This window comes from Streptomyces sp. NPDC048185 (assembly GCF_043202495.1).
Lineage (GTDB): Bacteria > Actinomycetota > Actinomycetes > Streptomycetales > Streptomycetaceae > Streptomyces.
On record NZ_JBIDAN010000012.1, the window covers coordinates 174,582 to 195,788 of the forward strand.

Consider the following 21,207-nt stretch of genomic DNA (forward strand, 5'->3'; position numbering starts at 1 on the left):
CTCCGAATTCGGGCAGGCCTCGTCACCGCGTGCCGGTCTCGGGCGTGCGCGCCGGCGGCGCGGCGACGGGCGACGTCGGAAGAGCGGTGGTGGACACGGGGCCGGTACCGGCCCCGTGTCCCCCTGCCGGTGACGGGGGAATGCCCGGCAGGTCTCGGGCGGGGGCGAGCCGGTCGAGGGGGCTGCGCCCCGCCGTGCGGGGGTCAGGCGGTCGTCAGCGGACGGGCCCCGGGTACGCGGGGACCCGGTCGGGGACCAGCCGGTCGAACAGCGGGCCCCAGTCGGCGGGCTCCTCCCCCGGTTCGTTGTAGAGCTCGAAGGTCGTCCCGCTCGCGGCCGGCAGGCGCAGGGACTGCACGCACGCCTCCGCGAGCGACTTCCTCGACACCCAGCCGTCGCCGCGGTCGTGCTGTTCGAGGCGCACCCGGGCGCCCGCGACGTCGCCGTCCGTCAGCCAGCTGGGGCGTACGACGGTGTAGGGCAGGCCCGAGGCGCGCACCTCGTCCTCGCCGCGCAGCCGCCAGTCGAGCAGCCTGCCGTAGGCGTTCATCGGGTGCTCGCGCCGCGTCACGTAGATCTGGCTGACCAGGACGATGTGCGGGCGCCGCCCGCCGTCGGCGGCCGCGGCGAGCACATTGCGCACCCCGTCGTAGACGGTGGTCCCGGGGCTGTGGGGGCCGGAGTCGGCGGTGCCCGGCTCGACGGTGAACACGATGCCGGAGCAGTCGCGCAGCGCGGGTCCCAGGGCGTGCGCGTAGCGCACGTCGGCGCGGTGCCTGTCCACTCCGGGCGGAAGCGCCGCGCTGTCCGGGTCGCGGCTGATCACTCGTACGCGGCGGCCTTCCTCGGTCAGCCGGCGGGTGATGAGCACGCCTGTCCGGCCGGCCCCTCCGATGACGGCAATGGGGTTATGCATGGTGCCCTCCAGGGATGAGCGCCGTCACACCCAGCGCAGGATGTCGTCAGCGCGCCTGAGCTCGGTCTGTGCGGGTACGCCGGCCAGCGTCGGCACCCGCAGTCGGGGGTACACGGTGACCCCGCAGAATCGTGATCCCGGCCAGAGCACGGCTCCGTCGCCGATGGCCGAGAACTGCTCCAGTCGCAGTGGCCTGACGCGCTCCGAGAGCACCTGGGCCATGGGGCCTATGTAGGTGTCGGTGATGTCGGCCCAGCTGCCGACCACCGCCGACTCGCCCACCGCCGACCGGGCGAGGGTGGCGCCCTCGCGGATGTCGGCCCCGTCGCCGACGTCCGTGTGCTCCAGGCGCACTCCGGGTCCGATCTCGACGTCGCGGCCGATGCGGACGCCCGGGCCGATGACGACCGAGCCGTCGTCGATCTTCTGCGCCAGCGTGGTGCCGGCGACGTCGTCCTTGGTCTGCAGACTGCTCTCGTGGATCCAGCAGCGCGGATCCGTCCGGTCGGGGGCCGGCATCAGCCGGTTCATCTGCTCGTACGCGCCGTCGAGCACGAGGCGGACCGTGTGCAGGTAGTCGGGCACGTTGCCCATGTCGCCCAGGCGCCCGATGGTGTGGGTCGCCACCGGCACGCCCCGTCCGGCGAGGTGGGGCAGGAGGTCGCCGCCCCAGTCCAGGCGCTGGTGGGACTGCCGGAAGAGGTCCGGCTCGCGGGCGAGCATCCGCAGGCGGCCGCAGTCCACCAGGTACATCCCGGCGTTGGTCGCGAGGGTCGCGCCGGGATCGCCGGCCGTCCGCGGGAAGAGCGCACCGAGCTCGGCGAGGCCGGGCTTCTCCACGAAGCCCTGCACCAGCCCGCGTTCGTCGGTCCGCATGACGCCGTACTTGCCGGCGATCTCCGCCGCGGTGCGGGCCACGGACGCGACCGTGACCACCGCGCCCCGGGCGCTGTGGGTCGCCTCCATCGCCGCCAGGTCGAAGTCGAAGAGCGAGTCGACGGGCAGGACCAGCGCGCGGCCCTGCAGGTCCCACTGCTCGAGGTTGTGCAGGGTGGCACCGGCCGAGCCCACGTTGTACCGGTCGAACCGGGAACGCGAGTAGGTGATGTCGACGCCGAAGCGCTCACCGTGGCCGAGCAGGAGCTTGATCTGGCCGCGGTTCTCCAGGCCGTGGGTCACGACGTAGAACCGGCGCACGCCCTGCGCCCGGCAGGCGTCCGTCATCCACTCGACCAGACGTCGTCCGACGAACGGGATGAGCGCCTTGCTCCGGATGTAGTCCGGGGACTTGAGAGTGATCGGCTTGGCCCGCTCGCCCCTGCCGCCGGCCAGGATGATGCCTACTGTTTCCTCGTCACGGTTCACGCCCACTGCCCCCCGCGAATATGGATTGTGCGTCGTATTCCGGTTTCCGGTCCACCTGGCCGCTGTTCTAGCGCGGAGCGGCACTCCAGTTCTCGTCGTCCGATTCCACAAGGGGCGCGGGAACCCTGTGCAGCAACAAGGCCGACCCCGTTTCCTGTTGCATTTCCATCCCTTCTGTCCGGCGGAAAAGGCACCGCGCCCTTCCGCCTCAAACAGCATGGCGCGCAAAAGGCTGGAATCCACGGACGGGTAGGCTCAGGATCGTGCATTGCAGGAACCAGCAAGGGGGAAATGTGTGCAGGGATCCGGACATAAGCCCACAACCGAATGTCGTAGCTCTGTGCGAGCGCGGGCTGGATTGCTACCGCCGCGCGCTGGCCGAGGGCCTCGTGTCCGACGACATCCCGGACTGCCTGATCGAGCTGGGCCTGATGCGACGGCAGGCCGAATCCGGTGACCGCTGGGTGGCCGTGCCGCCGGACATCGCCTCCCACGACCTCACCCGCCCGCTGGAGCGCGCCATCCTGGCCCAGCAGCACACGGTGGCGGGCATCTACGACGCGCTGTCCGCGGCCGAGGACGTGTACCGCACGCAGCAGCGCACCTCGGCCGCGTCGGTGCGCCTGCTGCACGGTGCCGATGTCATCTACGCGGCGCTCGAAAGAGCCTCGGAGGCCTGCCGCGAGGAACTGCTGACGGCCCATCCCGGCGGGGCCCGCGATCCCGACGCCCTGGGCAGGACCCTGCCCCGCACCCTGCGCCTGAACAAGCGCGGGGTGCGCCAGCGCACGCTCTACCAGCACTCGGTGCGCGCGCACGGTCCGACGCTGGCCTACATAGAGCGGGTGACGAACGCCGGGGCCCAGGTGCGCACGCTGGACGAGGTCGTCGACCGGCTGATCGTCTACGACCGCTCCATCGCCTTCATCCCGGACCCCCGCTACGACCAGCAGACGACCGCTCTCGCCGTGGAGCATCCGGCGCTCATCCACTACCTCGTCAAGGTCTTCGACCACGCCTGGCAGCGGGCCGAGCCGGTCGCCGTCAGCCAGGACAGCAGGCCCCCGCTGCTGACGGACGAGACCCGCCGGGCGGTGCTGAAGCTCATGGTCGAGGGCCACACGGACGCGGGGATAGGCAAGCGGCTCGGCATCAGCAGCAGGACGGTGTCCCACCACATCAAGAAGGCCTCGGACCTGGTCGGCGGCCGCAGCCGGGCCCATCTCGCCTACCTGCTGGCCCGCTCCGAGCTCCTTGAGGCGCCGCGCGGCGACTGACCCGGGGGCCGGGCCCGCCCGGAGCGGCCGCCTCGGGCCGCTCCGGATGCCGCTCATCGCCCCAGCCGTTCGACGGCCGAGAGCACCCGGTCGACGTCGGCGGCGAGGTCGCCGCCCGGCGTCACCTCCCGCACCTCGCAGCCCGGCATCAGCCGGCTCAGCCGACCGCGCACCCCGCCCGGCCCCCGGTACCCGCCGAGCACCACGAACCGGTCGTGGCGACGGGCCAGTTCGCCCGCCGCCGCGGCCAGATGGCTGTCGTCGAGGTACACCAGGTGCGCGTGCGCGGGCCCCGCGTCGCGCTCCCGGGCCGCCAGCGCGAGCCGGGTGCCGTCCTCACCGACCGAGACCAGGCAGACCCCGGGGTCCGCGCGCCGGCCGGAGCCGCGGGCGACGTCCCAGACGACCGAGGGGATGTCCCCGTCGCCGGCCCCGGCCCAGCCCGCCGTCACGTCGGCGGGGGCCCCCGCGCCGATGCGGATGTGGTACGGCCGCCCCGAGCGGGCCGCACCGCGCACCACCGCCCTGATCTCCTGCACGCCGCTGGGCGCCGCGATCCGGACGCGCGGTGTCCGCAGCAGCTCCACCGGATCGGCCTGGGAGTCCGGCACCACGACCGACGCACCCGAGCGCAGATGGGCCAGGGCCAGCCGGGGCAGCCGCTCCGCCCCCAGGCCCGTGCCCAGTCCGCACACGAACACCCTGAACCCGGCGGTGACCAGCCCTTCGACCATGTTCACCATGGCGGTCCCGACGCTGCCCAGCTGGAAGAACCGGTCCGGATGAGCCGTCTCGAAAGGGTGCCGGGCACCGCCCGGCAGAGCGTCCACACACACCACTCGGCCGTCCTCCGCGCCCATCCTTGCCAGTTCCTCGCGGTAGACGTCCTCCGCCAGGATCGCTGGAGCCCCCATGGCGAAACCCCTCTCAGAGAAGATCGAAGAACATTTAGAATGCTCTCTTTGTTTTTTGGGCCGAAAGAATCCCCCCGGTGCCGCCCGTCCGGGCGGTCCGCGGAGGACGTGCGGGGTCACGTGCTCCCGGCGGCGACGGCACGCCGCACGAACGGCAGCAGCCGCGACAGGGAGTGCTCCGCGCCGAGGCCCTCCCCGACGGGGGAGCCGCGGTGCACCTCGACCGCGGTCAGCAGGTACACCGCCAGCGTCGTCACCGCGACGGGCCGGGCCTCCTGGTGCAGTTCCCCCCTCCTGTCCGCCTCCCGCAGCAGCTGACGCAGCGTCGGCACCCAGGCCTGGTGCCAGCCCGGCACCGCCTCCGGCCTCTCCCGCGCCAGCAGGGCCGCCGCCCTCACCACCACGCTCTCGTCGAGCAGGTCGGCAAGGTGCTGCAGCAGGGCGATCGCGGCCGGCAGCGGAGAGGACTGGCCCGCGACGGCAGCTTCCGCACGCTCGCGGGTGAGGGCGGACGCCTCCTGGACGACACCCTCGGCCAGCGCGCGCTTGCTGGCGAAGTGGAAGGTCAGCGCCCCCATGGAGACGTGCGCCGACGCACTGATCGCGGAGAGGGTGGCCCCGTCGTAGCCGTTGACGTCCATGTCGGCGGCCGCGGCCGCGATCAGCGCCTGACGCGTGCGCGCGGCCCTGTCCTGAGTCACCATCCGCCCTCCCGCGGCCGCGGCGGCCATCCGCCGTCCCGGGAAGACAGTAGTCGAACCACACCCCTAAAGCAAAGCGATCGTTCTATTTAATTCGCTGCGGGGTGGAGGCGCGGGCGGAGGCATGCGGCGGACCGCAGGCCGGGGGCCGGGAGGCGCTGTCCGTGGGCAGCGTCTCCCGGCCCCCGGAGGGCGCCCCGTTCAGTCGCACAGGGCGGTGGCTCCCCCGTCGACCGGCACGGCCGCTCCCGTGACGAACGACGACAGGTCGCTGCACAGCCACGCCGCCGCCTGGGCCACCTCGTCCGGGTCGGCCATCCTCTTCTGCACCGCCGCGTCCATGAAGACCTGCTCCAGCTGCGGTGTCCGGGCGATGACGTCGTCCATCATCTCGGTGCGCGTGCTGCCCACGACGAGTGCGTTGACGCGGACGCCCTGGGCGCCGTAGTCGGCCGCCGCCGCCTTGGTCATGCCGATCACGGCGTGCTTGGCGGCCACGTAGGCGGCCGAGGCCCCGGTGGCGGCCACGCCGGCCACGCTGGAGGTGTTGACCACCGCTCCGCCCCGCCCGGACGCGAGCATGACGGGGATCTGGTGGGCGAGGCAGTTCCACACCCCCCGCACGTTGACCGCCATGGTGCGCGTGTAGACCTCCTCGTCGATCTCGTGGAGGACCTGTCCGGCCGTCGCGTACCCCGCGTTGTTGAACGCGGCGTCCAGGCCGCCGAACGTGTCCGCGGCCCGGGCGACGGCGTCGGCGACGTCCTGACCGCGCGTCACGTCGCCGCCGACCGCCAGGGCCTTCCCGCCCGCCGCGGTGATCTCGTCGACGAGGAGCTCCAGCCGCTGCGCGCGCCGGGCCATCAGGCAGACCGCGGCGCCCTGCCGGGCGAACAGCCGTGCGGCGGCCGCCCCGATGCCGCTGGACGCCCCGGTGATCATGACGGTCTTGCCGTCCAGCATGCTCATCGCTCCCAGCTCCTGCCGGCCGCCGCCTCGGCGTCGATCCGGTGCAGCAGCTCGGCGTCGATCCGGTCGAGCCCGCTCACGACGTGCCGCACCCCGGCCTCGGCCATGAGGTGCCACTGGAAGCTGTGCACGAAGGTGCTGGGGTGACCGATGAAGGCGACGTTCAGCACGCGGGCCTCCTCGGCCACGCGGGCGACGTCGTCGATGACCAGTGCCTCGTCGTGCTTCAGGCCGAACGTCTGCGTGACGATCTCGTGGATCCCGGGGCGGAAGTCGTTCGTGCAGACGTACCCGGGGCCGTCGAACAGGTCCGCGAAGGCCCCCAGGTGGGTGTCGAAGTGTTCCTTGGCGAGGCCTCCGTAGCACACCACCTGCAGTCCCAGGCTCCGCAGACGGTGCAGCAGGTCCACCGCGCCCTCCGACAGGGCGACCGGGTGGCGCTCGAGGTACTTCTCCCGTTCCGCGAAGTAGGCCTGCAGCGCCTGCTCCCCGGTGAGGGGCTCGGGAACCGCCTCCGCCATGCGCAGGCCGGCTATGTGCTGCGGCTGGGAGAAGACGGCCCGCTCGGTCTCCGCCGTGTACTGCCCGCCGCGTCCGACCACGAACCCGTGGATGACGGGGCTGAAGGTGTCGTTGAGGAGCACCCCGTCGATGTTGACCGCGGCAAGCCTCAGCCGCCCGAGATTCCGTGTCATGAACTCTCCCCGTCTTCGGCCCCGGTACCCGGCCGGGGCGCCGTGCGCTGCCACGCGCTCATGGGCTGCTCCGCACGCGCGCCCTTGCTCCGTGCGGTCGTGCGTCACTGCGGGAGGCGCCCGCGAAGGCGCCTTTCGTGAACGGGCGTCCCGGCCTCAGCCGGACACCGGCTCGGCCCGCTCCAGCGCCTCCGCACGGCGCGGGTCGAGGTCGAGCCGGACCACCGTAGCCGGGACCGCGATCCCCGGAAGCAGCAGTTGCCACATCCGCTGCGTACGGTGCAGCAGGTCCGCGCGGTCGGTGCTGGCGGCCTCGGAGAGCAGCTGCATGCCGGTACACGCCGCCACGACGTGCTCGGCCACCTGCCCGGGGTCCACCCCCGCCTGCAGCTCCCCCAGTTCACGGGCGCTCTGCAGGCACTCCTCCATCACCTGTGCCCAGGCGGCGTACGGCTTGTCCGCACCGCCCATGCCCAGGACCCCCGCCTCGGTGGTCAGCCGGACACCGGCCCGCAGCACGACGTCGGTCTGGAGCTGGCGCGACCACAGCAGCGTGATGTCCACCAGCCGCTGCAGCCCCTCGGACTCCAGGAGCGGCAGGATCCTGTCGGACTGCCTGCTCATCACGGCACGCGCGAGCCCTTCCTTGGACTCGAAGTGGAAGTACAGGGAGCCGGCCGTGGCACCGGCACGCTCGAGGATCCGGTTGATGCCGGCGGCGGCGTAGCCCATCTCGTCGAAGAGCTCCGCCGCAGCGTGCAGGATACTCTCGCGCGTCTCCACAGCTCGCTGCTGCTTTGGCTGCCGCATCGCCCCTCCAAAGTAAATAGAACGATCTCTAACTTACTCGATACCGCGCCGGGAGGAAGCCACCCGGCGCGGACTGTCTGATTTGCCCCTTATTCTCATGGTCCTGCGGCGCCCTGCGAAGGTTTCTTTGCCCCGCCTTGACTTGAAAAAAAGAGAGCACTCTCTAAAGTTTGAGCAGCTCTCCAGCACGTCACCAGCACAGCTCGAGGGCCGGTACGCGCCTCGGGTAAGCCTCGCAGATCCGTACGTTCTAGGGGGAAATGACGTATGCACAGCACCGTTCCGACGTTCTCGGCATCGTGCGCAGAGGGCGCGCCGGTCACGAGCGAGCAGGTCCACAAGAGCGCGAACGCCGAGCGGCTGCTGACCGAGTGGCACCGGCACGGTGACGACGACTACGTCATACGCGCCCGGTGGCCGCAGAACCACAGCTTCTACGCCCCTCGGCACGACCTGCTCGACCCGCTTCTGCTGGCCGAGTCGGTGCGTCAGTGCGTGCCGCTGCTGAGCCATGCGGCCTACGGTGTGCCCTTCGGCCACCGTCAGTCCTGGAGCCACTTCAGTTACGCCCTCGACCCCATGGCGCTCGCTGTCGACGCCATGGCGACGGCGGAGATCGAGCTGCAGGTGGCGTGCCGGGACGTCGTCCGCCGGTCGGGGCGGCTGGCCTCGTTGGACATGCAGGTCGCCGTGGTGCGCGACGGTGTGCGGGTGGGCACCGCCCAGACCCGCTTCGCCAACCACGCCCCGGCGCTGTACAAGCGCCTGCGCGGGCCCTACGCGGACCTCGGCGAGGCCACCGCGCACGCCCTGCCGCTCACCCCGCCGGTCGCTCCCGCCCAGGTGGCGCGCGAGGCCTTCGCCGACGTGGTGCTGTCGCCGACCAACTCACCGCGCCGCAGCCAGCTGCGCGTCGACCTCAACCATCCCGTCCTCTTCGACCACCCCGTCGACCACGCGCCGGGCATGCTTCTCCTCGAAGCGGCGCGCCAGTCCTCGCACGCCGCGGTCCATCCCGCCCCGGTGTGCGCCGTCGCCATGGACGTCGTGTTCGCCCGCTACACCGAACTGGACGCGCCGTGCTGGATCCACACCGATCTGCTGCCGGCGGGCAGGGCGGACGAGCACCGGGTCCTGGTCACCGCGGTCCAGCGGGACATCTGCGTCTTCTCCGGCATCACCACGCTGCGGCGGCTGCCCGCGAGCTGAGCCGGGCCCGGCCCCGCCGGCCCGGAGCCGGGCCGGCGGGGCGCGGCCGCTACAGGTCGAACTCCAGGTGCTCGATGTCCGTGAAGCGGACCTCTTCCAGGCTGCCGGCGCGGCGGCCGTTGTCCTGGAAGTAGACCTCCCTGAGCGCTTCGGCGGCGATCTCCTTCAGCTGCCGGTCGCCTGCGCCCTGTTCCTGGGCGGTGAACAGGCGGGCGGCGTACTGCGGGGGCAGGGCCACGGTCAGGTGCCGGACGCGGTCCTGGTCCGTGGAGCCGACCGGTGCGGTGTAGCCCATGCGGGCACGGGTGTCGATGACGATGCCGCTCGTGGTGGCGGCCCTGTGCCGGGCCCTTGCCCGGATGCGGGGCTGCCACCGCTTCTTCACCTCGCGCTCCAGGCGCGCGGCGAGGTCCGGGCGGGGCTTGGTGATCTGGTTCTTCACGTACCGCTCGACGGTGCGCCGGGAGATCCGCAGCGTCCGGGCGACCGGCCCGGTCCCCCCCAGCTGCTTGACCAGGTAGCGCATCTGCGGGCCGGCCGTCTTCGGTGCCGGGCGGGTGAACGCCTTCTGCACCGCCTTGTCGAGGCCGTCCCCGAACAGGCTCATCGTCCTCCCCGCTTCCCGGCCTGGGCGTCGGTGACGGTGCCGTCCTTGATGTACCGGGCGAGGTTGAGGTCCGGGGCGTCGAAGCGTTCCCGCAGGCCCTCGCCCCACAGCACGCTCTGTGTGCCCTCCCACTTCACCAGGCCCGGGTTGACGCCGAGCCGGAAGCCGCCCGGCAGCGGCCTGCCCTCCCGGTGGGGCAGGAAGTCCAGCGGCGAGGGCCCGTCGGCCGCGTACACGACGCAGTCGGACAGGACGGCGACCGGGTACTGCCCGGTGAACGCCGCATGCTTGACGATCTTGCGGTGGAGGTTGGTCCGGGTGCGGGAGATGACGGCCGCGCGGATGTCGGGCCGCCACGTCGGGCGGGCCAGGGCCCGCCACGGCTCTCCCGGCCGCCAGCCCTCGCCGCGGGGCCGTTCGCGCAGTTTGCCCAGCCCGCCCTTCACCGTCGCCTTGATCGCCGACACCACGATCGCCAGCTCCGGGTCGCGGCTGCGGCAGGCGTCCATCGCCGTCAGGAAGTCGGCCGGTGCCAGGTCGGCGTGGACGCCGAGGTCGGCCATCGTGGCGAGGTAGGCGTCGCGCAGGCGGTGGTACCAGCCGTCCAGGTAGCGGCCGTTCTCGTGGCGCACCCACGCCTCCAGGGGCCGTACCTCGTAGCCGAGTTCCACCGCGTACGCGACGGTCGGTGTCGCGTACCAGGCCGGTCCCTGCGGGCGCTCGCCCTGCGGCGTGAACGGGCTGGGCAGCAGGGAGGCGTCCAGCTCCACCCACTCCTTGCCGGCCTTCACCCGGGAGAGGTCGACGTGGGAGAGGTCCACCAGCCAGCTCCCCGGCAGCTTGGGGTCGAACGCCGGGTTCCTGACGTGCGTCGGCGCTCCGAGGCCGACGGTCAGGCCGTTGGCGCCGGCCGCGAAAGCCATGTTCACGTCGATGCCGACGAGGTTGCGGCGCAGGCATTCGGCGTCCGTGAGCGGCCGCGCCCAGTCGTAGGCCTCCTCGAACAGCTTCTCGGCCGGGCCGCGGACGGCGAACCGGGGCAGGTCCTTGAGCAGGGGGTGTCCGTCCGGGGCCTCGCACGGCGCGCAGTCCACCGGGTCCTTCCCCAGCGAGCCGGGGTTGTGCTCGGAGTGCCGTCTGCCGTGCGCGTCCGGCTCGGAGGCCCGGGTCGCCGGGTGCAGCGCGGTCATCAGCTCCAGGCCGGTCACGGCGGTGGAGCCGCGCGGTGTGGTCACGCGGGAGGCGTACACGCCCAGTACGCGGGCGAGTTGCGCCGGCGGGAGCTGTCCGGCCGCGCCCCAGTGCCGCGCGTCCAGCGCGTTCCAGGACGGGATGCACAGCTGCACGCACTGGCGGTCCGGGCCCTTGGCCGGGCGGTAGATCCGCGCCCACGGGCCGAACCCGCGCTTGGTCAGCTTCCACTCCGCACGCGCGAGCTGCTGGACGACCTTGTGCTCTTGCGGAATCCGGCCGGCGAGACGCTCTTCCTCGGTGAGGGCGACGGGCAGGCCGTAGCGCTTCAGCGCCGTCTCGGTGAGCACGAGCAGCGGATCGGCGTCCCTGCCCGAAGCGGACAGCCGCGGCTGCCCGAGCCTCGCCTCCTTCAGCGTCCACTCCACCAGCGCCGGCATGCTCCTGGCGGGTACCTCCAGGACCAGGCCGCCGGTGCAGTACGCGCGCACCTGCCCGTCGCCGGCGTCGACGACCGCCAGCGGACCGTTCTCGAACCGCGGGTCGGTGCCGTCCGCCGGGGCTGCGGCCGGGCGGGCCCCCTTTTTCCCGCCCGGACGGCGCGGCGCCGAGGACGCCGACGACGCGCCGGCGGTGCGCTCGGGACGCGGTGCGGCCGCCGCGGGGGCGGGGGCGGGCGGGGTGTTCCCGGACGCGGTCGTGGCCGCGGGGGTGGCCGGGTCCGGCAGGGGCTCGGGCACGGCCGGGGAGGCGGGGTAGAGCCGCGCGAGTCGCGCCAGCAGGTGCGCGTACGCCTCGCGTTCCGGTCCGCGCGGCTCGACGGGCTTCTTGGCCGACTCCCAGCCGGACACGGTGGCCCGGCGCACCTTCAGCGCGGCGGCCACGTCGTCCAGCGTCAGGCCGTGGGCGACGCGCAGCCGCTTGCGCTCGGGGGCCGGCGGCAGCGCGGACCGGGACGCGACCAGCGCGTCGACCGCGTCGAACAACTCGGACATGGCACCTCCTGCTCCTCAGCCTAACCCTGTGACCGTACGGATGGCGTATGTCTGCCGTGCGTTTGGCGTACGGATGCGGAGGTGCCTCTGTGGTCGTCGGGGTGGCGGGGCGCCTGTGGCGGGGCGCCTGTTGTCTGCGGGTTGCCAGGGGTTGCCAAGGCGGTGTGCCCGGTGGGTCGGCTGCGACGGTGCAGGCGGAGGGGGTTCTCGAGTGGTTCTCGGTCCGTTCTTCAGTGAGTCACGAGGGGGCGTTGCCAGCCTTGAGGCAAGAGGTTGCCACAGAGCGAACACACACTTGTCACCCCAGGAGCCAGCCATGAAGCGCATCGCCCGGATCGCCGCCGTCGCCGCCGTCGTCGCCGCCGCCTTCACCACGGCGGGCACCGCCGCCGCGGCCACCGCCGGCGACACCGGCCGGCCGCAGGCCGTCGCCGGTGATGTCGGCTGGCCCGTCGCGCCGCCGCAGGACAGCACGGACGACGTCGGCTGGCCCGTTGCGCCGCCGCAGGACACCACGGACGACGTCGGCTGGCCTGTCGCGCCGCCGCAGGACACCACGGACGACATCGGCTGGCCTGTCGCGCCGCCGCAGGACACCACGGACGACGTCGGCCGGCCCGCCGCGGGTGTGTGACGGATCCGGTGTCCGATCTCCGTCCGTGCTCGACCCGGTCTAGAGCGGCTGCCCGGATCCTCGTCCTGGATCAGTGGACGCAGGGCGACGGCGGTGAAGGGGCGGTTCATGACGGAGGCGGCGGGCGGGGTGTCGGTGGCCGGTGCTCTGGAGACGGTCCTCGCGATGTGTGCGGCGGGCCGGTCCGGGACGGTCGTGATCGAGGGGGCCGCCGGGTGCGGCAAGAGCCGTCTTCTGGACGCGGTGGCCGCCAGGGCCGGCGCCGCGGGGGCCCTGGTGCTGCGGGCGGCCGCGACCGAGGAGCACCTTCTCACCCCGCTGGGTGTGCTGCGTCAAGTGGTGGGCAGCGCACCGGCGTTCGCGCTCGCACGCATCGGTCCTGAGCACCGTGCGCTGCGTGAGGAGACCGTGCGGGAGTTCTGCGCCCGGCTGTGCGCGCTGGCCGTCGAAGGGCCGGTGGTGCTCTGCGTGGACGACGTGCAGCACGCCGATGCGCAGTCGCTGCGCTATCTGGACCACATCGCCCGGCACGCCCGGCCGGCGGCGGTGCTGCTGGTGGTGACGCTCTGCCCCGAGACGCAGGAGCGGCATCCGGTGGCCGTCACGGAGCTGACGCACCGCCCCCAGGTCCGGCGGATCGCGCTGGGGCTTCTCACACCGCGCGAGGTGGCGCAGGCCGTGGAGGGCCGTTCGGTGCGCACCGTGGCCGAGTTGTGCCGTCTGAGCGGGGGCAACCCGCTGCTGCTGCGGGCCCTGGTCGAGGAGGAGGAGCAGGCGGGCGGGGCGGGTGGACCGGTGTTCGCGGGTGACGGGCCGTTCGCCGGGGCCGTTGCCGCGTGTCTGGCCCGCTGCGGTCCGGCCGCGGTCGCCTCCGCCCGGGCGGTGGCCGTCGTGGGCGCGGGGGCGAGCGAGGCGGTGCTGGCGCAGATGCTGGGGACGGGGCTGTGGGGGCCGGGGCTCGCGGCGCTGCGTGCCTGCGGGCTGCTGAACGGGCTGCGGTTCGGGCATCCGGCCGTACAGGATGTGGTGCTGGCGCTCACCGCGCCGCGTACCCGGGCGGGTCTGCACCGGCGGGCCGCGCTGGCGCTGCGTGAGGCGCAGGCCCCGGCGACGGCCGTGGCGGGGCATTTCCTCGCGCCGATCGCCGAGGGGATACGGCGGCCGGTGCGGCCGGGTGATCTGGAGGTGCTGCGCGATGTCGCCGAGGAACTGCTGGCGCAGCGCCGGCCCGAGGAGGCCGGGCGGATCCTGGCGCTCGCCCACGACGTGTGCCCCGATGGCGTGACGCGGGCCGCCGTGGAGCTGCGGCTGGCGGAGATCGCGGCGTGGCCCGCCTCGGCGGCGGCGGTTGTCGAGCGGGAGCCGTTGACGGCCGGCGAGCAGCGGGTGGCGGCGCTGGCGGCGCGCGGGCTGACCAACCGGCAGATCGCGGCGGGTCTGCTGCTGTCGGTGAGTACGGTGCAGCAGCGGCTGACGCGGATCTACCGCAAGCTGCGCATCCGGGGCCGGGCCGAGCTGCCGGCGGCCCTGGTGCAGGGCGCGCGGGCGGACGCGGTCGTCGGCTGAGGTACGGCAGGGCGGTCGGGGCCCGCTCGACCATGACTGGACGAACGCTCGAGAGGGCCTGCGTCAGGGGCAGTTGGAGCCGTCCGGGGGTGCTTGAATGAGCGGTGTCGGCACGGTAATCGACCGCAGGGAGCGAGCACCGCGATGCGAAAGTCGTTCTACGCAGCGCATGTCTACATGATCATCGGGGTGGTCTCGGGGCTGTTCTACCGGGAGTTCACCAAGATCAAGGACTTCACCGGGGACACGCAGCTGTCGGTGATGCACACGCACCTGCTGACGCTGGGCATGTTCGGGTTCCTGATCGTTCTGGGGCTCGACAAGCAGTTCGGGCTCTCCCCCTCGAAGCTGTTCACGAACTTCTTCTGGTTCTACAACGCCGGTATCGCGGTGTCCGTGGGCATGATGGGCGTGCACGGCTGCCTGACGGTGCTCGGGCACGAGATGCCGGAGGCCCTGTCGCTGGTGGCGGGCCTGGGTCACATCCTGCTGACGGTCGGGCTGATCCTGCTGTTCACGCTGCTGGGCAAGCGGCTCAAGGAGTCGGCCGGCACGCGGCAGCCGCCCGCCGGGGAGCCGGAGCACGTCAAGAGCACGGTCTGAGCCGCCGGCCCCCGCCCGCCCGGGTTCAGGCGGGCTGGGCGGCGGGGCCGGTGAGCCGGTCGGTCAGCATCGCCAGACGCGCCCCGGTCGGCTCCGCGTCCAGACGGCCCGCGTTGACCAGGGTCGCCATGCCGTGCCAGGCGCTCCACAGCACCTGGGTGAGCAGCTGGGCGTCCTGGCCCGCGGCCAGCGGGGCGACAGCTTCCTCGATCTCGGCCATGACCTCGGCCAACGGGCCGGGCGCATACGGGCCGTCGCTGTCGTCAGCGGTGTCGAGGACGAGCATGGCCTGGTAGAGGACGGGTGAGCGGGACGCGAAGCCGACGTAGGCGCGGGCGAGTTCGCGCAGGGTCTCCTGCGGGTCGCCGGTGTACCGGCGGCGGGCGGCGCGCAGGGCGGCGGCGAGTTCGGCGAAGCCTTCCAGCGCCACCGCGCGGATGATGGCGTCCTTGTTCTTGAAGTGCTGGTAGAGCACGGGCTGGCTGTACTCGATGCGGTCCGCCAGGCGCCGGGTGGTCACGCTGTCCCAGCCCTCCGACTCGGCCATCTCGCGCGCGGTGGCGAGGATCAGCTGATGCCGGCGGGCCTGTTCGCGCAGGCGGCGGTCGCGGGGAGTCATGGAGCCACCGTAGCACTTTCAGCGATACTCAAGTTGTCAGTGATAGGGAATCTGCTCTCGGCAACGGCGGGTTGCGGCGCACCGGCTCGAGCGGGCTTCGAGGGCCGGTGGGCAGCATGCGGGGCAAGACGGCCACCGGGAGGGCGGACCTCATGCTGACCCCGACTTTTCTGGACACGCTGCTCGACCTGGCCGCGGACGTGACGGGCGGCGACCGGCGCGGCGTGCGCGGCGGGGCGGCGGGGTCGCCGTTCGTCACCCTGGGCGGCACCCTCGAGCAGGCGATGCGGCTGCAGCGGCGGGCCGGCGAACGGCTGGGACTGTCCCTGGACCTGGCGGCGCTCATGGGGCCCGCCCCTCTCTCGGACGTGCTGGCCCGTGCGGTGCCGGCCCGCGCCCCGGCGGCGCGGGAGAGCGGGGTGCTGCGGCCCCTGCTGCCCGGGCAGCGCGCGGCGCTGGCGGGCCGTCACGGCTCCCGGGCCGCTCTGCGTGTCCTGAGCGCGGAGCTGTCCGGCCCGCTGGACGTGGCGGCGCTGCGCACCGCCGTCGCCGCGCTCAGTGCCCGGCACGAGGGGCTGCGGACCTTCTTCGCGCCCTCGGCCGGCGGGCCGGTGCGGCGGGTGCTGGACTCCTGCACGGTCCCGCTGGTCGCCGGCCCCGCGGTGGCGGGTGAGGCGGACGGCGTCGCCGCGGTGCACCGGCGGCTGGCCCGGGGCGCCGCGCCGTGGGCCACGGCGGCGGGGCGCCCGCCCGTCGCTTTCGTGCTGGTGCCGCTGGCCCCCGGACGGCATGTGCTGTCCTTCCTGTACCACCGGGCCGTCGCCGGTCCCTGGTCGGCGGCGCTGGTGTGGCGGGAGCTGCTCGACGACTACGGCCGTGCGGCGGCGGGCCTGCCGGTGGACCGGGAGCCGACGCCCGCGCCCGGGGCGGCGGGGGTGCCGTACGCGCGGGCGGTGCGGCGCGCCGGCCTGCTGCGCGGCGCGGCCGGCCCGGTGGACCTGGGGGCCCCGGAGCGGCGCCCGGCCGTCTTCGACTTCCGCGGCGGGCGGCTGCCGTTCGTGCTCGATGCGCAGGTGCGCGACGCGGTGGACGCCACCGCCCGCCGGGCCGGCGTCCCGCACAGCACCGTCGTGCTGGCCGCCTGGGCCCTGGCCGTGGGCCGGCGCTGCGGCCGCGAGGAGCTGCTGGTGGGGGCCGAGCTGCCGCGCCGGCCCGCGGCCGCGCTGCCGCGCACCGTCGTGCCGTGCGCGGTGACGCACCCGGTGCGCTGCACGCTGGAGGGCACCGCCGACTACTACCTGCGCGGCATCGCCTGCGCGCTGAGCGAGGGCCTGGCCGACGCCGGCACGGACGAGGACGACCTCGCCCGGGCGCTGGGCACGGCCGGCGACAGGTCGCGGCCGGGACCGGCGCAGGTGACGTTCGCCGCGCACGACGAGCTGCTTCCGGCCGCTGCCGGGGCCGGCGGGCTGTCCGCACGCTTCCACCACGGACACCTGGGCGGTGCCGAGGCCGACGCGGCGCTGACGCTGGTGCGGTGGCGTGAACGGCCGCTGCTGTGCCTGGACTTCGCCTCGTCGGTGCTCACCCGCATCGAGGCGGCCCGCCTGGCCGCCGACGTGAGCGCCGCGCTGCTGGCCCTGGCCCTGTCGGCACCCTCGACTCCGGTCGACGACCTGCTGCCGGCGATGCCCACGGCGGGCGCGACACTGCCGACACCGCCGTAGCCGGCCGGCCGGGACCGACGGGGCGCCGAGTGCCGGGCGCCGGGCGCCAGGTGTTGGGGCCGAGTGTCGGGGCCGGACCGAGGAGTGCCGGGGCCGAAGGTGCCGGGCCAGGGCCGAGGTGTGCCGGGCCAGGGCCGAGGTGTGCCGGGCGCCGGGGCTGAGGGGTGCCGGGTGCCTGGGACCAGGGCCGAGGGGTGCGGGGCCGGGAGCGAGGAGTGCCAGGTGCCGGATGCCGGGACCGAGGGGGCCGGGTGCCGGGTGCCGGGATCGAGGCGTGCCGGGGCCGGGTGCCGGGTGCCGGGGCCGAGGGGGCCGGGGCCGGGTGCCGGGTGCCGGGATCGAGGCGTGCCGGGGCCTGGGGGTGCCGGGGACGGAAGGGATGGCCCGGTGCGCGCGCCGCGGGGGAAGTCGGCGCGCGCACCGGGAGTCGCGGGACATCTGCGGGACGGCCGCCCGCGGGTGTCAGGCGGCGAGGTCCGGGAGCCTGGCGGCGGTGGCGGCCGGGTCGGGCATCGCGGCGATCTCCTCGGCGACCTTGCGGGCGCCGGTGCGGTAGGAGTCGTCGGCCAGCAGGCGGCGGGCCGCGTCGTGGACCGCCTGGGGGGTCAGGTCGCCGGCGAGGACGTACTCGCCGGCGCCCGCGGCGTGGACCGCAGCGGCGTTGGCCGGGCCGTCGGCGCCCTGCGGCAGGACGAGCTGGGGCAGGCCGGCGCCCAGGGCGGCCAGGGTGGTGCCGGCGCCGCCGTGCTGGACCACGAGCGAGGCGTGCGCGAGGGCCTCGGGCTGCGCCACCCACGGCACCGCCACGACCCGTTCGGGCTGTTCGCCGAGCGCGTCCACGGGGACCACGGGTCCGGCGGCGACCAGGACGGGCACGTTCAGCGGCAGCAGGCCCTCCACGACCGTGCGCAGCACCTCGGCCGAGGCGAGCGCGGTGCCCAGGGTGACGTAGACGAAGGGGCCCTCGGCGGTGCGGATGCGCTCGGGCAGCTCGCCGGGTTCGCCGTAGGGGACGGGGCGCTGCTCGATGCGGTTGAGGGGGGCGGCGAGGAAGTGCGGGTCCTGCAGGGAGGGCGGGCAGATGTCGACGAAGGCGCGGGCGAGGGCCAGGAGCTGGCCGCCGGGCACGGTGACGCCGAGGTCGGCGGCGGTGACCAGGAGCCGTTCCATGACGCGGGCCTCGTCGGGTCCGACGGTCATCGGGCCGACGCCGTGCGCGACGGCGGGTACGCCGGCCAGGTGGGCGGCGAAGGCGGCGCCCGGGTTGAGCGCCTCGTAGACGACGAGGTCTGGGCGCAGCCGCTCGAGGGCCGCGGTCAGGTCCTCGGTGACCCAGCGCGGCAGGACGGAGCCGAAGACGTCCACGTGCAGGTCGGCCAGGACCTGGGGCGGGACGTCCTGCGGCCTGAGGTCCGCCTCGCCTTCCGCGAGGAGGCCTCGAGAGCGCGCTGCTTCCATGAATCCCTCGGGCACCGAGCGGCCCGCGGGTACCGGCTGGAGGCCGGCCGCGGTGACCGCGGCGTGCAGTTGGGCGCCCGTGGCGAAGAAGACCTCGTGGCCGGCGGCCCGCGCGGCCTTCGCCAAGGGGAGGAGGGGGTAGACGTGGCCGAAGTTTCCGGCGCCGGCGAAGAGGATTCTCATGGCGTCGAGCGTAGGGACGCCCCCAGCCCCTGTCTAGCACTGACAGGAAAACTGTCAGCGATAAGAAGGAGGAGTCGAGCGGGACTCCGGCGGGCGCCGAGGCGGTCTCCGCTGCGCCCCGATCGCCACGGCCCATGGTCGTGCTGCGGCCGCCTGTCTGAGGGCGAGCGGAACGAGTCGAAGGAGTCGCGCTCATGACCATCACCCAGGCAGCAGCGTCTGTGGGTGCCGCCCCGAGTACGGTGCAGCGGTTCGTGCGCTCGGCGCGGGCCGGTGACAGCGCGGTGACGCCCAACGCGGTGTTCCGCGAGTGGTTCGCCGAGCAGCGCCGCACCAACCGCTACGACGTGCGCCGCATCCCGTTCTCCGAGCTGGTCGGCTGGCGCTTCGAGGAGCAGGGCGGCAACCTGGTGCACGACAGCGGCCGGTTCTTCGCCGTGGAGGGCCTGAGCGTGCGCAGCGCGTGGGACGGCCACGAGCTGTCCTGGACGCAGCCCATCATCAACCAGCCCGAGGTGGGCATCCTCGGCATCGTCGTCAAGGAGTTCGACGGTGTGCTGCACTGCCTGATGCAGGCCAAGATGGAGCCCGGCAACCTCGACACGGTGCAGCTGTCGCCGACCGTGCAGGCCACGCGCAGCAACTACACGGGCGTCCACAAGGGCTCCGCCGTGCGCTACATCGACTACTTCCGGCCGCCCAGGCTGCGCTCGCGGGTGCTGTACGACTCCCTGCAGTCCGAGCAGGGCTCGTGGTTTTTGTGCAAGCGGAACCGGAACATGGTGGTCGAGGCGCTGGGCGAGGTGGAGCTGCACGAGGACTTCGTGTGGCTGACGCTCGGGCAGATCCATCGGCTGCTGTACGAGCCGAACGTCGTCAACATGGACGCGCGTACCGTGCTGTCGCTGATCCCGGCCCCGGCCGGGCGCGGGGGGCCGTCGCTGTACTCCATGGAGGAGGTGCTGAGCCGGCTCACCGAGATCCGGGCGCGCCGTGAGCTGGTGCAGCGTTCGGTGCCGCTGGCGCAGGTGGAGCGCTGGCGCCGCAGCGAGTACGCGATCGAGCACGAGAGCGGGCATCACTTCGCCGTGATCGCCGCGTCCGTGTCGGCCGCCAACCGGGAGGTGACCAGCTGGACCCAGCCGCTGCTGGCGCCCAAGGAGCAGGGGCTGGTCGCGTTCCTGATCCGCCGGGTGGGCGGGGTGCCGCACCTGCTGGCGCGGGCGCGGTCGGAGGCGGGGGTGCTGGACGTGGCCGAGTTCGGGCCCACCGTGCAGTGCCAGCCCGGGCGGGCGCTGACCCTGCCCGTCCACCTCCGGCCCCGCTATCTGGACCTGGTGATGCGGGCACAGCCGCACGAGCTGCTGTACGACGTGGTGCAGTCGGAGGAGGGCGGCCGTTTCCATCATGCCGGCAACCGGTACGTGCTCATGGAGGTCGGGGACGACTTCCCCCTCGACGTCCCCGACGAGTTCGTGTGGCTGACGGCCGGTCAGCTCGCGGAGCTGATGCGGCACAGCAACTACCTGAACATCGAGGCGCGCACGCTGCTGGCGGTGCTGCGCGGGGTGTGGGCGTCGGACGGGGGGTACGGCCGGTGAGCGGCGGGAGGGTGCGGTCGCTGCGGCTGGGTGTGCTGGGCTGCGCGGACATCGCCCGGCGCCGGATGCTGCCCTCGCTGGAGCACCAGCCGCTGGTGACGGTGACGGCGGTGGCCAGCCGCAGTGCCGGGCGGGCCCGGGAGTTCACCGACCGCTTCGGCGGCGTCCCGGTCGCCTCCTACCAGCAGTTGCTGGAGCGCGACGACGTGGACGCGGTGTACGTGCCGCTGCCGCCCGAGCTGCACGTGGAGTGGACGCTGCGGGCGCTTGCGGCCGGCAAGCACGTGCTGTGCGAGAAGCCGTTCGCGCCCAGTGCGGCCGAGGCGGAGAAGGCGGTGGCGCTCGCCCGGGAGCGGGGGCTGCTGCTGATGGAGAGCTTCATGTTCCTGCACCACTCGCAGCACGCGCGGGTGCGGGAGCTGGTGGCGGACGGGCTGATCGGCGAGGTGCAGCTGTTCACCTCCGAGTTCGGCATACCGCTGCGGCCCGGGCCGGACGGCGGGGCGCCGCAGCGGGCCAGCACCCTGCCGGAGGTCGCCGCCTACCCGATCCGTGCGGCCCGGCACTTCCTGGGTCCGCTGCGGGTGGCCGGAGCGCAGGAGCGGGCGGCGAGCGCGCTGGGCCCGCGGCCGGCGGGCAGCGCGCTGCTGGTGTCCGGTTCCGGGGTGGCCGCGCAGCTGTCCTACGGGGTGGAGCACGCCTACCGCAGCGGGTACGGCCTGTGGGGCAGCCGGGGCCGGCTGCGGCTGGAGCGTGCCTTCAGCACCCCCGACGAGCACACGCCCGTGCTGACGGTGGAGCGTGAGGGGAAGGTGAGCGAGATCGTCCTGCGGCCCGACCGTCACTTCACCAACATCGCCGGCGTGTTCGCCCGGACCGTGCTGGAGGGGGAGGACTTCGCCCCGCACGCGCGCGACATCCTGGAGCACGCGGCGCTGGTGGAGGAGGTGGAGCGGGCGGCGGCCGGCTGAGCGTCCGTCAAGGCGTGCCGGGTCACGGGTCCGTCCCAGCCGCCCGGCGCCCCGCGGGCGGGCGGCGGGCGGCTCCGGCGCCCCTGGCGGCGGGCCCGGAGACGGTGTGCGGGACTCGCTGTATGTAACAGGGATGTCCTGACGGGCCGTCGGGCGGAACGCTTGGCCGGGCAGGAACGGTCCTGGTGGTCACAGA

The 21,207-nt window shown here is 73.7% G+C and carries 19 protein-coding genes; 8 read left to right on the top strand and 11 right to left on the bottom strand.

Features of this window, described 5'->3' with window-relative positions; translation table 11 throughout:
* Positions 1–214: 214 nt before the first annotated feature.
* Positions 215–916, bottom strand: coding sequence for an SDR family oxidoreductase (locus ACGF3H_RS29670; protein WP_362500214.1), 702 nt, complete (start codon positions 914–916; stop codon positions 215–217).
* 24 nt (positions 917–940) lie between these two features.
* Complete coding sequence (locus ACGF3H_RS29675) at positions 941–2,281, bottom strand: NDP-sugar synthase (RefSeq protein ID WP_362500213.1); 1,341 nt, start codon at positions 2,279–2,281, stop codon at positions 941–943.
* Between the two features lie 389 nt (positions 2,282–2,670).
* On the opposite strand from ACGF3H_RS29675, the gene ACGF3H_RS29680 reads away from it, so the two are divergent.
* Entirely contained in the window at positions 2,671–3,558 is an 888-nt protein-coding gene (locus tag ACGF3H_RS29680; protein WP_362500212.1) for a helix-turn-helix transcriptional regulator, read from the top strand.
* Positions 3,559–3,611: 53 nt separating this feature from the next.
* Here ACGF3H_RS29680 and ACGF3H_RS29685 read toward each other — a convergent pair whose 3' ends face one another.
* The 5 genes from ACGF3H_RS29685 to ACGF3H_RS29705 all read right to left on the bottom strand — a co-directional run bounded on the left by ACGF3H_RS29685 (position 3,612) and on the right by ACGF3H_RS29705 (position 7,647).
* Positions 3,612–4,472, bottom strand: a complete 861-nt coding sequence (locus ACGF3H_RS29685; RefSeq protein ID WP_362500211.1) for a transketolase — start codon at positions 4,470–4,472, stop codon at positions 3,612–3,614.
* A gap of 116 nt (positions 4,473–4,588) precedes the next feature.
* Positions 4,589–5,176 (bottom strand): TetR/AcrR family transcriptional regulator, encoded by a 588-nt coding sequence (locus tag ACGF3H_RS29690; RefSeq protein ID WP_362500210.1) that lies wholly within the window; start codon positions 5,174–5,176, stop codon positions 4,589–4,591.
* A 198-nt stretch (positions 5,177–5,374) separates the two neighbouring features.
* Positions 5,375–6,136 carry a glucose 1-dehydrogenase gene (locus ACGF3H_RS29695; protein ID WP_362500233.1) on the bottom strand — a complete coding sequence of 254 codons (762 nt, stop codon included), beginning with the start codon at positions 6,134–6,136 and terminating at the stop codon, positions 5,375–5,377.
* Between the two features lie 2 nt (positions 6,137–6,138).
* Positions 6,139–6,837, bottom strand: a complete 699-nt coding sequence (locus tag ACGF3H_RS29700) for an HAD family phosphatase (RefSeq protein ID WP_362500209.1) — start codon at positions 6,835–6,837, stop codon at positions 6,139–6,141.
* Positions 6,838–6,993: 156 nt separating this feature from the next.
* Complete coding sequence (locus tag ACGF3H_RS29705) at positions 6,994–7,647, bottom strand: ScbR family autoregulator-binding transcription factor (RefSeq protein WP_362500208.1); 654 nt, start codon at positions 7,645–7,647, stop codon at positions 6,994–6,996.
* 267 nt (positions 7,648–7,914) lie between these two features.
* On the opposite strand from ACGF3H_RS29705, the gene ACGF3H_RS29710 reads away from it, so the two are divergent.
* The gene (locus ACGF3H_RS29710; protein WP_362500207.1) at positions 7,915–8,856 is read left to right on the top strand and encodes a ScbA/BarX family gamma-butyrolactone biosynthesis protein; all 942 of its coding nucleotides are present in this window, start codon (positions 7,915–7,917) and stop codon (positions 8,854–8,856) included.
* A gap of 49 nt (positions 8,857–8,905) precedes the next feature.
* Here the strand turns inward: ACGF3H_RS29710 and tpg are convergent, their stop codons facing one another.
* Together tpg and tap are read right to left on the bottom strand one after the other, a co-directional pair.
* On the bottom strand, positions 8,906–9,463 hold the full coding sequence (gene tpg / locus ACGF3H_RS29715; RefSeq protein ID WP_362500206.1) for a telomere-protecting terminal protein Tpg: 558 nt from the start codon (positions 9,461–9,463) through the stop codon (positions 8,906–8,908).
* Positions 9,460–11,649 (bottom strand): telomere-associated protein Tap, encoded by a 2,190-nt coding sequence (tap, locus tag ACGF3H_RS29720; protein WP_362500205.1) that lies wholly within the window; start codon positions 11,647–11,649, stop codon positions 9,460–9,462. The genes tpg and tap overlap by 4 nt, the downstream gene beginning before the upstream one ends.
* Before the next feature lie 316 nt (positions 11,650–11,965).
* Here tap and ACGF3H_RS29725 point away from each other — a divergent pair, with 316 nt between their 5' ends.
* The 3 genes from ACGF3H_RS29725 to ACGF3H_RS29735 all read left to right on the top strand — a co-directional run bounded on the left by ACGF3H_RS29725 (position 11,966) and on the right by ACGF3H_RS29735 (position 14,452).
* Positions 11,966–12,283 (top strand): hypothetical protein, encoded by a 318-nt coding sequence (locus tag ACGF3H_RS29725; RefSeq protein WP_362500204.1) that lies wholly within the window; start codon positions 11,966–11,968, stop codon positions 12,281–12,283.
* 108 nt (positions 12,284–12,391) lie between these two features.
* Complete coding sequence (locus ACGF3H_RS29730; protein WP_362500203.1) at positions 12,392–13,849, top strand: LuxR family transcriptional regulator; 1,458 nt, start codon at positions 12,392–12,394, stop codon at positions 13,847–13,849.
* A 144-nt stretch (positions 13,850–13,993) separates the two neighbouring features.
* Complete coding sequence (locus ACGF3H_RS29735; protein WP_362500202.1) at positions 13,994–14,452, top strand: DUF2871 domain-containing protein; 459 nt, start codon at positions 13,994–13,996, stop codon at positions 14,450–14,452.
* Positions 14,453–14,477: 25 nt separating this feature from the next.
* Here the strand turns inward: ACGF3H_RS29735 and ACGF3H_RS29740 are convergent, their stop codons facing one another.
* The gene (locus ACGF3H_RS29740) at positions 14,478–15,071 is read right to left on the bottom strand and encodes a TetR/AcrR family transcriptional regulator (RefSeq protein ID WP_362500201.1); all 594 of its coding nucleotides are present in this window, start codon (positions 15,069–15,071) and stop codon (positions 14,478–14,480) included.
* Positions 15,072–15,223: 152 nt separating this feature from the next.
* On the opposite strand from ACGF3H_RS29740, the gene ACGF3H_RS29745 reads away from it, so the two are divergent.
* A complete protein-coding gene (locus tag ACGF3H_RS29745) occupies positions 15,224–16,798 on the top strand; it encodes a condensation domain-containing protein (RefSeq protein ID WP_362500200.1) in 1,575 nt (524 codons plus the stop codon).
* Positions 16,799–17,260: 462 nt separating this feature from the next.
* Here the strand turns inward: ACGF3H_RS29745 and ACGF3H_RS29750 are convergent, their stop codons facing one another.
* A complete protein-coding gene (locus ACGF3H_RS29750) occupies positions 17,261–18,439 on the bottom strand; it encodes a glycosyltransferase (RefSeq protein WP_362500199.1) in 1,179 nt (392 codons plus the stop codon).
* A 194-nt stretch (positions 18,440–18,633) separates the two neighbouring features.
* Here ACGF3H_RS29750 and ACGF3H_RS29755 point away from each other — a divergent pair, with 194 nt between their 5' ends.
* Both ACGF3H_RS29755 and ACGF3H_RS29760 read left to right on the top strand, forming a co-directional pair.
* A complete protein-coding gene (locus ACGF3H_RS29755) occupies positions 18,634–20,040 on the top strand; it encodes an NDP-hexose 2,3-dehydratase family protein (protein ID WP_362500198.1) in 1,407 nt (468 codons plus the stop codon).
* A complete protein-coding gene (locus ACGF3H_RS29760; RefSeq protein WP_362500197.1) occupies positions 20,037–21,011 on the top strand; it encodes a Gfo/Idh/MocA family oxidoreductase in 975 nt (324 codons plus the stop codon). Before ACGF3H_RS29755 ends, ACGF3H_RS29760 begins: the two co-directional genes overlap by 4 nt.
* Positions 21,012–21,207 lie beyond the last annotated feature (196 nt).